This window comes from Variovorax sp. PDC80, assembly GCF_900115375.1.
Taxonomy (GTDB): Bacteria; Pseudomonadota; Gammaproteobacteria; order Burkholderiales; family Burkholderiaceae_C; genus Variovorax.
In genome coordinates this window covers 45,481-58,184 of sequence record NZ_FOWG01000005.1, presented here as the reverse complement: position 1 = coordinate 58,184, position 12,704 = coordinate 45,481, and the positions used below count along the sequence as shown (strand labels likewise).

The window sequence follows — 12,704 nt, the reverse complement described above, 5'->3', positions numbered from 1 at the left end:
GCGGTTTCTCCGGGGCTGGCTTACTTGCCGTTGCCGGCGGATGGCGCGGCCGGGGCCGATGCCGCGGCGGCCGGGGAGCGCGCCGGCGCATCGACCACCTTCACCAGGTCGCCGTCGTTGAGGAAGCCCGCGCCCTGGACCACCATGCGCGCACCCTGCGGCAGCGCGCTCGTGATCTCCACGCGGTCGCCCACGCGGCGGCCGGTCTGCACCTTGAGCTGCGAGACGCGGTTGTCGTCCTTCAGCAGGAACAGGTTGTTGAAGCCGTCGCGCGGCACGATCGCGCTCTGTGGCACCGTGGGCGCGCTGCTGCGGCCGAGCTCGAAGTCGCCGCGCGCGAACATGCCGGCCTTGATGCCGGTGTTCTGCTGCACCGGCGGCAGGTCGACGTAGACCAGCGCCGCGCGCGTCTGCGGATCGACCGTGGGCGCGATGCTGCGCACCTTGCCCTGCACCTGCGCGCCGCTGGCGCCCACCACGAACACCGGCGTGCCGAGCGCGATGCGCGCGATCTCGGCCGAGGTGACCTCGGCGCGCCATTCGAGCCGGCCCTGGCGGATCAGCCGGAACAGCTCGGTGCCGGCCGACACCACGCTGCCCACGGTGGCGCTGCGCGCGGAGATCACGCCGTCATCGGGCGCCAGCACCTGCGTGTTGCGGCCGCGCACCTGCTGCGCCGCCAGCACCGCCTCGGCGGCCTCGACGCGCGCCTTCGCGGTCTGCTCGCTGGTCTGGTACTGGTTGATCTGCTGCTGGCTCAGCGCGCCCGTGGCCTGCAGGGTGCGCGCGCGCGCCGCATTGCCGGCCGCATCGGCCGCGGTGGCGCGGGCCTCGGCCAGCGAGGCCTTGGCCTGCGCGATGTCGGCCTGAACCGTCTCGGGCGAGAAGGTGGCGAGCACCTGGCCCTTCTTCACCACATCGCCGACGTTGACGCGCACCTCGGCCAGCCGCAGGCCGTTCGATTCGGAACCCACGCTGGCCTCCTGCCAGGCCGCGACGTTGCCGTTGGCCGCGAGCGTCACCGCGAGCTCGGTGGTCTCGGGCTGGCCGATGGTGACCGTGAGCACGGGGCGCGACGGCGCGGCCTTGCCATCCTTGGCGGGCGCCTGCTGGCCCTGTTGCGCCGGTGCATCGGCGGGCTTGCCGCGGCCGAACAGGAACAGCGCCGCGGCGATGGCGGCCACGGCGACCAGGACGACGATGAGGGTGGAGCGGGAGGGGCTTTTCATGGCGACGTCGCGACCTTGGCGGCCGGGGTGGAGGAGCGGTAGATGGTGAGGGTGCGGCCCGGCGTGGTGATGATGGTCACGGGGACGCGCTTCGGCGCGGCTTCGACGGCGGCTGCCGCGGTGCCCGGGCGGGTCCAGCCGCCGCCCATGGAGCGGTACAGCGCGACCCAGGCCTCGGCGCGCTCGCGCTGCAGCGAGACGCGCGCGGTCTGCGCGCTGAACAGCGTGCGGCGCGAATCCTCGAGCTCGAACAGGCTCGCCAGGCCGCTGTCGAAGCGCGCCTGCGTGGCATTGAACGAGGCCTGGTAGTTCTGCACCGCGGTGTCGGCGTCGCCGGTGCGCGCATCGGTGGCGTCGAGGTTGACCAGCGCCTCCTCGACCTCGCGCACCGCTTGGCGCACGTTGGCGCGGTAGAGCGCCACGGCCTCGGTGTAGCGCGCCTTGGCCGCGTCGGCATTGGCCGCGCGCGCGCCGCCGTCGAGCAGCGGCACGGTGAGCGCCACCGGGCCGACGGTCCAGGTCTCGATCGATTCGCGGAAGCCGCTGACACGAAAGCCCGTGCGGCCGATGTTGCCGGAGATGGTGAGCCGGGGATAACGCTCGGCCTCGGCCGAACCCACGTCGGCGCTGGCCGCGGCCACGCCGAGTTCGGCCGCGTAGACGTCGGGCCGCTGGGCGATGGCGTTGGCCGGCACGCTGTCGATGCGGCCCACGGTCGGCAGCGCGCGCTGCGCGGGCGCGGCCGCGAGCCGGGTCTCGAGCTCGGTCTCGGCAATGCCCGTGAGCGCCACCAGCGCCTTGCGCTGCACCGCGCACTGCGCGCGCTGCTGCGTCAGCCGGCCCGAGGCATCGGAGGCGCTGGCGCGCGCGAGCGCGGCATCGGCCGGCGCGGTGAAGCCGGCGCGCATCGACAGGTCGGTCAGGCGCGCGGTCTCGCCGCGCGAGCGGGTATCGGATTCGGCCACGCGCAGCTGCTGCTGGCAGGCGCGCTCGGCGAAATAGGCGTTGGCGGTCTCGGCCGCGACCGACACGCGCGCCTCGTGCCACTTGGCATCGGCGCTGCGCTCGCGCTGCACGGCCGCGTCGCGGTCGGCGCGCAGGCGGCCGAACAGGTCGATCTCCCACTTGGTCTGCAGGCCGGCCTGTAGCGTGGTGATCGGCGTGGTGGCCGAGGTGCTGCCCGAGCCCGAGCTGGTGCCGCCGCTGCTTCCCGATGGCGTGCCGCCCGTGAGCCCTGCGGTGCCCCGGCTCGCCGAGCCCGTCGCATCGAGGCTGGGCAGCAGCGCGGCGCCGGCCTGCACGCGGGTCGAGCGCGCCTCGGCCAGCCGCGCCGCGGCGCTCGCCACGTTGGGGCTCGCGCCCTCGGCGGCCGCGATCAGGTCGACCAGCAAGGGATCGTCGAGCTGGCGCCACCATTCGGCCAGCTGGGCGAGCGAGCCGCCATGCGGCAGCGGCGCATGCCATTGCGCGGGGGCGCTCGCGCCGACCGCGGCGGGCGGGCGGGTCAGGCCGCAGCCGGCGAGGCCGGTGGCCAGGCCGAGCCCGAGGCCTGCCTGGAGGCAGAGGATGGCGATCGGTCGTGGAACTCGTCTCATGCTGTCTTTCTCCCGGAGCGGGATGGGGGGCGGGGCGCCTGCGTGCGCGCGGGCGGCACCGGTTCGGCGGCGCGGCGCTGCGCCTCGGCCTCGACCAGCGCCACCGCGTAGCCGGCGAGGCGCCGGGCCCAGGTGTCGACGGCACGCGGCGTGCGCAGCAGCGCGGGGCGGATCGCCTCGATCACGTCCTGGCTCACGAACAGCTGCATCGCGAGGCCCGTGATCGCGAAGGTCAGCCGGTGGATGTCGTCGTCGGCGCGCGCCACGCCGAGATGGCGGCACAGCATCGCGGCGATCGCGCGGTGCGGGTCCTTGATGTCGCGCTCGAGCTCCTTGGCCCACAGGCTGGTGGGCTCGAGCATCTCGCGCATGTGCAGGTGGATGCACTGGCGCACCACCTCGCCCTGGTCGAAGGGCTCGACCATCTTGGCGAAGAAGATGCGCAGCGATTCCTCGAGCGAGAGGCCGGGCGCGGCGTAGAGCGCCACGAAGTCGCCCGCGTTGCCGCCCATGGGCTCGCTGAAGGTGGCGGCGTAGAGGCCGGCCTTGTCGCCGAAGTAGTAGCTGATGGCCGAGATGTTGACCCCGGCCTCGCGCACGATCTCGCGCGTGGAGGTCTTGGCGAAGCCCTTCTGCGCGAACAGCCGCAGCGCGGTGTAGAGCAGCCGCTGGCGCGCCTCGGCGCCGTCGCTGCGGGGCGCGCGCGGGGCGGCGGCGGTCTTTTCCGCCGGCGGCGTCGAAGGAGGAGCCGTGGACTTCATGCGGGCGATTACACCATGCCGAAAATCAAACGATTGATTAACTTAGGCTCGCCTGAGGCGATGCTGAAGGTCTCCTGAAGACAAGGTGCAACGCAGGACGGTGGGCGATCGGGAGCGGGGCGAAGCGTTCTGGCGGGGCGCGTGGGTGGCGGGGAGGGGGCCCATCGCTGCCTGGCGGCGGCACCCTGTTCCTGGTGTGGTTTTCGATCGCGGTGCCGGCTCGCGCGCCCGTGCATTCTGACCCGGCCGCGCCGGCCGGCGATGCCGGATTTGTTGCGGATTGATGCAGGCTACGATCCGCGCATGCCTGCCTCCACCGCCGCCGCGCCCTCCGCCCTGCCGCTCGATGCCGACGGCATCCTCGCGCTGGCCGCGCGTTCCATGTTCCACCTGTTCTCGCGCATGAGCCAGGGCATGTTCCTGGTCGACCGCAGCGGGCGCATCGTCTGGGTCAACGAGGGCTACCGGCGCTTCCTGCCCGCGCTGGGCTTCTCGTCGATCGACCAGTTCCTCGGCCACATGGTGGAGGACGTGATCCCCAACACCCAGATGCGCCGCGTGCTCGAGAGCGGCGAGCCGATCCTGATCGACCTCTTGACCAACAAGGCCGGCACCTTCGTCGTGAGCCGCATCCCGCTGCGCGAGGAGCGTGCCGACGGCGCGGGCGAGGTGATCGGCGCCATCGGCATCGTGCTGTTCGACCAGCCCGAGACCACCCTGCAGCCGCTGATCAGCAAGTTCGCGCTGCTGCAGCGCGACCTCGACGATGCGCGGCGCGAGCTCGCGAGCCAGCGCAACAACCCGCTCTACCAGCAGGCGGCCGAGGGCCAGCGGCGTTCCAAGTACACCTTCGCGAGCTTCATCGGAAGCAGCCCGGCCGCGGTCGAGGTCAAGCGCCATGCGCGCCGCGCCGCGCAGTCGGCGAGCCCGGTGCTGCTGCTCGGCGAGACCGGCACCGGCAAGGAGCTGCTCGCGCATGCGATCCATGCGGCCTCGGCGCGCGCCAGGGGCCAGTTCGTGAGCCTCAACATCGCGGCCGTGCCCGACACCCTGCTCGAGGCCGAGTTCTTCGGCGTCGCGCCGGGCGCCTTCACCGGCGCCGACAAGCGCGGGCGCGAGGGCAAGTTCAAGCTGGCCGACGGCGGCAGCCTGTTCCTCGACGAGATCGGCGACATGCCGCTGGGCCTGCAGGCCAAGCTGCTGCGTGCGCTGCAGGAGGGCGAGATCGAGCCGCTCGGTTCGAACAAGCTGATTCCCTTCGATGCGCGCGTGATCGCCGCCACCTCGCGCGACCTGCCCGAGCTGGTGCGCCGCGGCCAGTTCCGCGAGGACCTCTACTACCGCCTCAACGTGTTGCCGCTGCGCGTGCCGCCGCTGCGCGAGCGGCGCTCCGACATCCCGGCGCTGGTCGAGGCGCTCGGTGAGGACATGGCGCTGCGCAGCGGCGAGGCCCCGCCCGAGCTCACGCCCGATGCGCTTGCGCTGCTGGCCGGCCAGCACTGGCGCGGCAACATCCGCGAGCTGCGCAACGTGCTCGAGCAGGTGACCATGCGCAGCGACTCGCAGCGCATCGACGCGGCGCAGCTCGAGCGCATCCTGCGCGAAGCCGGCCTCGAGCAGATCGCGCAGCCTGCCGCGCTGCGCGACGCCCACGATGCCGACGAGGAGGCCGCGCTGCTGCGGCCGCTCGCGCAGCAGGTGGCCGAGCTCGAGCGCCGCGCGATCGGCGCGGCGCTGGCGGCGACCGGGGGGAACAAGCTCGCGACCTCGCGGCTGCTGGGCATCTCGCGGGCGACCTTGTACGAGCGCATGACGAACCAGGCGCATTGACCCGCGCGCCGAGCGCGGACCACGAAGGAGGAGAGCATCGATGAAGGGCCTGTTGACGCGATTGAAGGGGGCGCTGGGCCGGCCGGCGCCAAGCCGCTCCGAGGAGGCCGGGCAGGGCGAGCGGGTCCTGGTCAACGCCTACTGCACGCGAGCCGATGTACCGGCGCTCGAGTTTCCCCATGCCCTGCAGGGTCGCCGCGATCTGTCGGACCCCGAACTCGCGCCCCACCTGGCCGGCTTCGTCGGCTACGTGCTGAGCCGCGGCGACGGCACGATGTCGCGCAACCGCTATCACGTGATGCGTCATGTCCAGCGCGTGCGCCAGCACCTGAGCCTGTCGATCGACGAGGGCCTGCTCGATGCGTTCTCGGACTGGGCCGTGCGCGCGAACGCGATCGTGTTCCTGCCCGACGGCAGCATTCGCGATCCCCGGGGGCGCATCCTCTTGTCGGCGGCGGGCGAGGAGCCCGATGGCGAAGCCGCGCTGCCCTATCCGTCCGAGGCCTGGGAGCGCAAGGCACGCACCGAGGCAGCGCTCGCGGCGCGGGGCATCGAGGTCCCGCGCCACCTGCCGCCGCTGGTCTGCGAGCCCGAGCTGCGGTTGCGCACGCCGCAGGAGATCACGGGCCGGGCCTTCGCGCTGCTCGCGGTATCGGCGCGGGCCGAGTCCCTCGCGAGCAAGGAGCCACTGGCGCCCGAGGACCTGTTCGAGCGGCTGCCCTCGGCACGGGCGCATCTCACGCCGGCGGAGCAGGCTTTCCTCTCGGACCCCGAACCGCTGGCGTCCGATGTCGTCCAGTTCGGCTGGCGCTACGAGTGCCTGTATCTGCTCGAGTGGGCGATGGGCCTGGTCGATGCGCTGCCTTTTCCCGGCGCGATCTGCGACGTGCCGCTCGCCGCGCGCACGATGCTGGAAGCCCGCGACCTGCCGGGCGCGCTGCGTTCGCTGCGCATGCGCGGCGAAGGCGAAATCCTCGATGCGCTCGACCTGCACTACCGCCTGCACTGGCGCGTACGTCAGGCCGGGCTCCAGCAGGTCCCCGTGCCGCCGGAACTCGATGCGGGCGTGATCGCCGAGCGGCATCGCGCCTTGAACTGGCTGGTGCGCTTCGAGGACCGCGAGTGGGACGAGGTCGACACGCCCACCTGACAATGCGGCCTCCACCCGCCTGCGAACCTGCCTTCCACCAGAGCCTTCCATGAAGACACCGATCCGCTCCCTCGTTCTCGCCGCATCGTGCGCCTGTGCCGGCGCCGCCCTGGCCGCGCCGCCCTGCGCCGACGAGGCGGTTTCGCGCGCGAAGAAGCTGCTGGTGTTCCATTTCGGCGAGGACGATCGCATCCGCGTCGGCTCCGAGGTCAAGGAGCTGCCGCCGCTGCGCAACCCCGCCAACAAGGCGCAGCAGTTCCGCGTGCTCGAGGTCTGGGGCTCGATCTACAAGGGCAACTACCGCATGCGCCTGATCTATCACGTGGCGGGCAAGGACTGCACGCTGATGGGCCAGGAAATCCTCGAGTACGCCAGCCTGTGAGCGTCCGCGCCCTGCGTTCCACCTTCGGCCCCAACTGCCACTGGTGCGGCCTGCCGATGGACTTCGAGGAGCCGCATGGCCGGCCCGAATCGGCCACCATCGAGCACCTGGTCGACGCCACGCTGGGCGGCGTGCGTTCGCCCAAGCACCGGCGGCTGGCCCATGCGGCCTGCAACCACGCGCGCAACGAATTCCGGCTGCAGGCCGAGCGGCAGTTCAGGCAATGGATCGAGGAGCGCCGGGCCTCCGCGAAAACCCTGACTGAAAAATAGACAATCGCCTGAAATTCAGACACGCCGACTGTTCTGAATTCAGCCGAATCGCGCTTTCTCCGAATGGAGAAACCTTTGTTATCAACGGTTTAGCGCGTGGCACGAAGTGTGCAATATTCAGTCATCTTTATCAGGAGACAACGAATGAACCGTCGCCACCTCGTCGCTCTGGCCGCGCTCGCCGCCTGTGCCGCCGCCGCACCCGCCTGGGCCCAGTCCGGGGAGATCCGCATCGCCCACATCTACAGCAAGACCGGGGCGCTCGAGGCCTACGGCAAGCAGACGCAGACCGGCTTCATGATGGGCCTGAACTACGCCACCGAGGGCACGATGACCGTCGCGGGCAAGAAGCTGGTCGTGATCGAGAAGGACGACCAGGGCAAGCCCGACCTCGGCAAGTCGCTGCTGGCCGCGGCCTATTCCGACGACAAGGCCGCGCTGGCCGTCGGCCCGACCGCCTCGGGCGTGGCGCTGGCGATGCTGCCGGTGGCCGAGGAGTACAAGAAGATCCTGCTGGTCGAGCCCGCCGTGGCCGACTCGATCACCGGCGACAAGTGGAACAAGTACATCTTCCGCACCGGCCGCAATTCGAGCCAGGACGCGATCTCCAACGCGGTGGCCGTCGACAAGGCCGGCGTGACGGTCGCCACGCTGGCGCAGGACAACGCCTTCGGCCGCGACGGCGTGAAGGCCTTCGGTGCCGCGCTCAAGAAGGCCAAGCTGGTCCACGAGGAGTACCTGCCGCCCGCCACCACCGACTTCACGGCCGGCGCCCAGCGCCTGATCGACAAGCTCAAGGACCAGCCGGGCCGCAAGATCATCTGGATCGTCTGGGCCGGCGCGGGCAACCCGTTCAAGATCGTCGACCTCGACCTCAAGCGCTACGGCATCGAGATCGCCACCGGCGGCAACATCCTGCCGGCCATGGCGGCCTACAAGGCGCTGCCGGGCATGGAAGGCGCGGCCTACTACTACTTCGGCATCCCGAAGAACCCGGTGAACGAGGCGATGGTCGCGGCGCACTACAAGGAATTCAAGACGCCGCCGGACTTCTTCACGGCCGGCGGCTTCTCGGCCGCGATGGCGGTGGTGACGGCGCTCAAGAAGACCAACGGCGACACCAACACCAACAAGCTCATCAGCACCATGGAAGGCATGAGCTTCGACACGCCCAAGGGCAAGATGACCTTCCGCAAGGAAGACCACCAGGCGATGCAGTCGATGTACCACTTCAAGATCAAGGTCGACCCGGCGTTCGCCTGGGGCGTGCCGGAGCTGGTGCACGAGATCAAGCCCGAGGAAATGGACATCCCGATCAAGAACAAGCGCTGAGTCCGGCGCTTCCCGCCACCTGAACGCGGCGCCGAGCGCCGCCCACCGTTTTCTTTCTCTTTCGCCCCGGATGGCCGCCGGGCGAAGCGCCAGCCTGCGTCCGCGCGGGCGGCGCGCTCCACGGCCGAGTCCTCGATCAGCCAAGCAGCGTTCTTACACCCATAACGGAAGGAGACAGCGATGCCAGCGATGAATTGGAACTGGAAGAGATTGGCCATGGCCGCGGCCATGGCGGTGGCCGCGCAGGGCGCGGCGGCGGCGGTGCCGCTGCCGGCGCTCGGCGCGAACCCGGCGGAGGTCAGCGTGTCCGGCCTGTCGGCCGGCGGCTTCATGGCGGTGCAACTGCACGTGGCCTACTCGGCCACCTTCAAGCGCGGCGCCGGCGTGGTGGCCGGCGGCCCGTACTACTGCGCCGAAGGCTCGGTGCTCAACGCCACGGGCCGCTGCATGACGCATGCGAGCAGCATCCCGGTGTCCACGCTCGTGAGCACCACCAACAGCTGGGCCGCCAGCGGCGCGATCGACCCGGTGTCGAACCTCACGGGCTCGAAGGTCTACCTGTTCTCGGGCACCTCCGACAACACGGTCAAGCAGCCGGTGATGGACGACCTCAAGACCTACTACCAGAGCTTCGTGCCGGCGGCCAACACGGTCTACAAGAACAACCTCGGCGCAGGCCATGCGATGGTCACCGACGACTACGGCGCCGCCTGCGCCACCACGGCCTCGCCCTACATCAACAACTGCGGCTTCGATCTCGCGGGCGAGATCCTCAAGCACCTCTACGGCCCGCTCAACGCACGCAACAACGGCACGCTGGGCGGCAGCTTCACCGAGTTCAACCAGGGCGAGTTCTCGGGCGGCTCGGGCATGGCCGCCACCGGCTGGCTCTACACGCCCGCGGCCTGCGCGGCCGGCAGCGGCAACAGCTGCCGCGTGCACGTGGTGCTGCACGGCTGCAAGCAGAACTACACGGACGTGGGCGACCAGTACGTGAAGAAGACCGGCTACAACCGCTGGGCCGACACCAACAACATCGTGCTGGTCTATCCGCAGACCAGCACCGCGGCCACCAACAGCTGCTGGGACTGGTGGGGCTACGGCAGCGTCAACTACGCCAAGAAGTCCGGCCCGCAGATGGCGGCCGTCAAGGCCATGGTCGACCGCCTGACCGGCGGCGGAGGCGGCAGCGCGCTGCCCGCGCCCACCGGCGTGGGCACCTCGGGCGCGACCAGCAGCAGCATGGTCATCGGCTGGACCGCCGTGGCCGGCGCCAGCGGCTACAACGTCTACCGCGGCGGCAGCAAGGTCAACGCCTCGCCCGTGGCCGGCACCAGCTACACCGACACCGGCCTGGCGCCCTCGACCAGCTACAGCTGGACCGTGACCGGCCTGACCGCGGCCAATGTCGAGGGCGCGATGTCGACCGCCGCCACCGGCACCACCACCGGCGGCAGCGGCGGCGGCACCTGCTTCACCGCGAGCAACTACGCCCACACGGTGGCCGGCCGCGCCTATGCGCTGTGGGGCCTGACCTATGCCTACGGCTCAGGGCAATCGATGGGCCTGTGGAACATCTACGTGACCACCACGCTGAAGCAGACCGGCCCCAACTACTACGTGATCGGCAGCTGTTGAGGCCGGTCGACCTTCCTGGATTTTTCGTTTTCGCAATGACCAACGATGCTTGAGACCCGAGATCTGACCATCCGCTTCGGCGGGCACGTGGCCGTCAATGGCGTGAGCTGCGCATTCGCGCCGGGCACGCTGACGGCCATCGTCGGCCCGAACGGCGCGGGCAAGACCACCTACTTCAACCTGATCTCGGGCCAGCTCAAGGCGAGCGCGGGCACGGTGTCGCTCGACGGCCAGCCGCTGTCGGGGCTGTCGCCGTCGGCCCGCACCCGCGCCGGGCTGGGGCGGGCCTTCCAGCTCACCAACCTGTTCCCCAACCTCACGGTGCTGGAGAACGTGCGCCTCGCGGTGCAGGCCACGCGCGAGGGCGCGCACCGCCGCGGGCTCAACCTCTGGAGCATCTGGAGCGACCATGCGGCGCTGACCGCGCGCGCCGACGAGCTGTTGGCGCAGACCAACCTCAAGTCGCGCGAGCACGCCACCGTGGCCAGCCTGCCGCACGGCGACCAGCGCAAGCTCGAGGTGGCGCTGCTGATGGCGCTCGAGCCCAAGGTCTTCATGTTCGACGAGCCCACGGCCGGCATGAACGCGGCCGAGGCGCCCGTGATCCTCGACCTGATCCGCCAGCTCAAGCAGGACCGCAGCAAGACCATCCTGCTGGTCGAGCACAAGATGGACGTGGTGCGCGAGCTCGCCGACCGCATCATCGTGCTGCACAACGGCACGCTGGTGGCCGACGGCGATCCGGCCACCGTGATCGCCTCGCCGGTGGTGCAGGAAGCCTACCTGGGCATCGCGAAGGAGGCCACGGCATGAGCACCAATCTGTTGACCCTCGAGGGCGTGCACACGCACATCGGGGCCTATCACATCCTGCACGGCGTCGACCTCGCCGTGCCCAAGGGCCAGCTCACGATGCTGCTGGGCCGCAACGGCGCGGGCAAGACCACCACCCTGCGCACCGTCATGGGCCTGTGGCATGCGTCGCAGGGCAGGGTGCGCTTCGGCGAGCGCGACATCACGGCCCTGCGCACGCCGCAGATCGCCGAGCTGGGCATCGCCTACGTGCCCGAGAACATGGGCATCTTCTCCGACCTCACGGTGAAGGAGAACATGCTGCTGGCCGCGCGCGGCGCGAAAAACGCGCAGCAGATGGACGACACGCGCCTCGCGTGGATCTTCAAGCTGTTCCCCGCGGTCGAGAAGTTCTGGAACCACCCCGCGGGCAAGCTCTCGGGCGGGCAGAAGCAGATGCTGGCCGTGTCGCGCGCCATCGTCGAGCCGCGCGAGCTGCTGATCGTCGACGAGCCCAGCAAGGGCCTCGCGCCGGCCATCATCAACAACATGATCGACGCCTTCGACGAGCTCAAGCGCAGCGGCGTCACGATCCTGCTGGTGGAACAGAACATCAACTTCGCGCTGCGCCTCGGCGACGCGGTCGCGGTGATGGACAACGGGCGCGTGGTGCACAGCGGCTCGATGGCGGCCTTCGCGGCCGATGCGCAACTGCAGCAGTCGCTGCTCGGATTGGCCCTATGAAACTCGAATTCGACTGGAAGCCGCTGCTGCTGGTGCCCGTTCTCGCGCTGGTCGCGCTGCCGCTCACGGGCTCGTTCTCGACCTGGCTCACGCTCACGGTCGCGGGCCTGGCGATGGGCATGATCATCTTCATCATCGCCTCGGGCCTCACCCTGGTGTTCGGCCTGATGGACGTGCTGAACTTTGGCCACGGCGTCTTCATCGCGCTGGGCGCCTTCGTGGCCAGCAGCGTGCTCGGCCTGATGGGCGACTGGACCGGCTCGCAGGAACTGTGGCGCAACCTGGTGGCGGTATTCCCGGCCATGCTGGTCGCGATGGCGGTGGCCGGTGCGGTCGGCCTGGCCTTCGAGCGTTTCATCGTGCGGCCGGTCTACGGCCAGCACCTGAAGCAGATCCTCATCACGATGGGCGGCATGATCATCGGCGAGGAACTGATCAAGGTGATCTGGGGTCCGGCGCAGGTGCCGCTGCCGCTGCCCGAGGCGCTGCGCGGCTCGCTGCTGGTGGGCGACGCGGCGATCAGCAAGTACCGGCTGCTCGCGGTGGCGGTAGGCGTGGTGGTGTTCGGCCTGCTGGCCTGGACCCTGAGCCGCACCAAGATCGGCCTCCTGATCCGCGCCGGCGTGCAGGACCGCGAGATGGTCGAGTCGCTCGGCTACCGCATCGGCCGCCTGTTCGTCGGCGTGTTCGTGGTCGGCAGCGCGCTGGCCGGGCTGGGCGGCGTGATGTGGGGCCTGTTCCAGCAGAACCTGGTGCCGCAGATGGGCGCGCAGGTCAACGTGCTGATCTTCATCGTCATCATCATCGGCGGCCTCGGCTCCACCGGCGGCGCGCTGCTCGGCGCGCTGCTCGTCGGGCTGATGACCAACTACATCGGCTTCGTGCTGCCCGCGCTCACGCAGTTCGCGAGCATCTTCCTGATGGTGGCCGTGCTGCTGTGGCGTCCGCAGGGCGTGTATCCGGTGGCGAACCGCTGAGGA

Annotated in this window: 12 protein-coding genes; 9 read left to right on the top strand and 3 right to left on the bottom strand. The window is 70.3% G+C overall.

Annotation, left to right across the window (positions count from 1 at the left end; genetic code table 11):
- Window positions 1–20 precede the first annotated feature (20 nt).
- The 3 genes from BM109_RS16070 to BM109_RS16060 are packed head-to-tail and all read right to left on the bottom strand — an operon-like array spanning window position 21 to window position 3,585.
- Window positions 21–1,229 (bottom strand): efflux RND transporter periplasmic adaptor subunit, encoded by a 1,209-nt coding sequence (locus BM109_RS16070; RefSeq protein ID WP_093344262.1) that lies wholly within the window; start codon window positions 1,227–1,229, stop codon window positions 21–23.
- Complete coding sequence (locus BM109_RS16065; RefSeq protein ID WP_093344261.1) at window positions 1,226–2,824, bottom strand: efflux transporter outer membrane subunit; 1,599 nt, start codon at window positions 2,822–2,824, stop codon at window positions 1,226–1,228. The genes BM109_RS16070 and BM109_RS16065 overlap by 4 nt, the downstream gene beginning before the upstream one ends.
- Window positions 2,821–3,585, bottom strand: coding sequence for a CerR family C-terminal domain-containing protein (locus BM109_RS16060; RefSeq protein WP_093344259.1), 765 nt, complete (start codon window positions 3,583–3,585; stop codon window positions 2,821–2,823). Before BM109_RS16060 ends, BM109_RS16065 begins: the two co-directional genes overlap by 4 nt.
- A 303-nt stretch (window positions 3,586–3,888) precedes the next feature.
- On the opposite strand from BM109_RS16060, the gene BM109_RS16055 reads away from it, so the two are divergent.
- The 9 genes from BM109_RS16055 to BM109_RS16015 all read left to right on the top strand — a co-directional run bounded on the left by BM109_RS16055 (window position 3,889) and on the right by BM109_RS16015 (window position 12,701).
- Window positions 3,889–5,415: a sigma-54 interaction domain-containing protein gene (locus tag BM109_RS16055; protein ID WP_093344258.1), complete on the top strand. Its 1,527-nt coding sequence runs from the start codon at window positions 3,889–3,891 to the stop codon at window positions 5,413–5,415.
- 40 nt (window positions 5,416–5,455) lie between these two features.
- Entirely contained in the window at window positions 5,456–6,565 is a 1,110-nt protein-coding gene (locus BM109_RS16050) for a DUF4272 domain-containing protein (RefSeq protein WP_093344256.1), read from the top strand.
- A 49-nt stretch (window positions 6,566–6,614) separates the two neighbouring features.
- Entirely contained in the window at window positions 6,615–6,947 is a 333-nt protein-coding gene (locus BM109_RS16045) for a hypothetical protein (RefSeq protein WP_093344255.1), read from the top strand.
- Window positions 6,944–7,219, top strand: a complete 276-nt coding sequence (locus BM109_RS16040) for a hypothetical protein (protein WP_093344253.1) — start codon at window positions 6,944–6,946, stop codon at window positions 7,217–7,219. Before BM109_RS16045 ends, BM109_RS16040 begins: the two co-directional genes overlap by 4 nt.
- A gap of 144 nt (window positions 7,220–7,363) precedes the next feature.
- Window positions 7,364–8,551: a substrate-binding domain-containing protein gene (locus BM109_RS16035; RefSeq protein ID WP_057594307.1), complete on the top strand. Its 1,188-nt coding sequence runs from the start codon at window positions 7,364–7,366 to the stop codon at window positions 8,549–8,551.
- A 180-nt stretch (window positions 8,552–8,731) separates the two neighbouring features.
- Entirely contained in the window at window positions 8,732–10,189 is a 1,458-nt protein-coding gene (locus BM109_RS16030; protein WP_093344252.1) for an extracellular catalytic domain type 2 short-chain-length polyhydroxyalkanoate depolymerase, read from the top strand.
- A gap of 45 nt (window positions 10,190–10,234) precedes the next feature.
- Window positions 10,235–11,002, top strand: coding sequence for an ABC transporter ATP-binding protein (locus BM109_RS16025; RefSeq protein ID WP_093344251.1), 768 nt, complete (start codon window positions 10,235–10,237; stop codon window positions 11,000–11,002).
- Window positions 10,999–11,724, top strand: coding sequence for an ABC transporter ATP-binding protein (locus BM109_RS16020; protein WP_093344249.1), 726 nt, complete (start codon window positions 10,999–11,001; stop codon window positions 11,722–11,724). Before BM109_RS16025 ends, BM109_RS16020 begins: the two co-directional genes overlap by 4 nt.
- Window positions 11,721–12,701: a branched-chain amino acid ABC transporter permease gene (locus BM109_RS16015; protein ID WP_093344248.1), complete on the top strand. Its 981-nt coding sequence runs from the start codon at window positions 11,721–11,723 to the stop codon at window positions 12,699–12,701. The genes BM109_RS16020 and BM109_RS16015 overlap by 4 nt, the downstream gene beginning before the upstream one ends.
- Window positions 12,702–12,704: the final 3 nt, after the last annotated feature.

Coding starts and splice junctions, on each gene's coding strand:
- BM109_RS16050 (WP_093344256.1), top strand. CDS start 5,456: ATGAAGGGCCTGTTGACGCGATTGAAGGGGGCGCTGGGCCGGCCGGCG.
- BM109_RS16015 (WP_093344248.1), top strand. CDS start 11,721: ATGAAACTCGAATTCGACTGGAAGCCGCTGCTGCTGGTGCCCGTTCTC.
- BM109_RS16070 (WP_093344262.1), bottom strand. CDS start 1,229: ATGAAAAGCCCCTCCCGCTCCACCCTCATCGTCGTCCTGGTCGCCGTG.
- BM109_RS16030 (WP_093344252.1), top strand. CDS start 8,732: ATGCCAGCGATGAATTGGAACTGGAAGAGATTGGCCATGGCCGCGGCC.
- BM109_RS16060 (WP_093344259.1), bottom strand. CDS start 3,585: ATGAAGTCCACGGCTCCTCCTTCGACGCCGCCGGCGGAAAAGACCGCC.
- BM109_RS16025 (WP_093344251.1), top strand. CDS start 10,235: ATGCTTGAGACCCGAGATCTGACCATCCGCTTCGGCGGGCACGTGGCC.
- BM109_RS16055 (WP_093344258.1), top strand. CDS start 3,889: ATGCCTGCCTCCACCGCCGCCGCGCCCTCCGCCCTGCCGCTCGATGCC.
- BM109_RS16020 (WP_093344249.1), top strand. CDS start 10,999: ATGAGCACCAATCTGTTGACCCTCGAGGGCGTGCACACGCACATCGGG.
- BM109_RS16065 (WP_093344261.1), bottom strand. CDS start 2,824: ATGAGACGAGTTCCACGACCGATCGCCATCCTCTGCCTCCAGGCAGGC.
- BM109_RS16035 (WP_057594307.1), top strand. CDS start 7,364: ATGAACCGTCGCCACCTCGTCGCTCTGGCCGCGCTCGCCGCCTGTGCC.
- BM109_RS16045 (WP_093344255.1), top strand. CDS start 6,615: ATGAAGACACCGATCCGCTCCCTCGTTCTCGCCGCATCGTGCGCCTGT.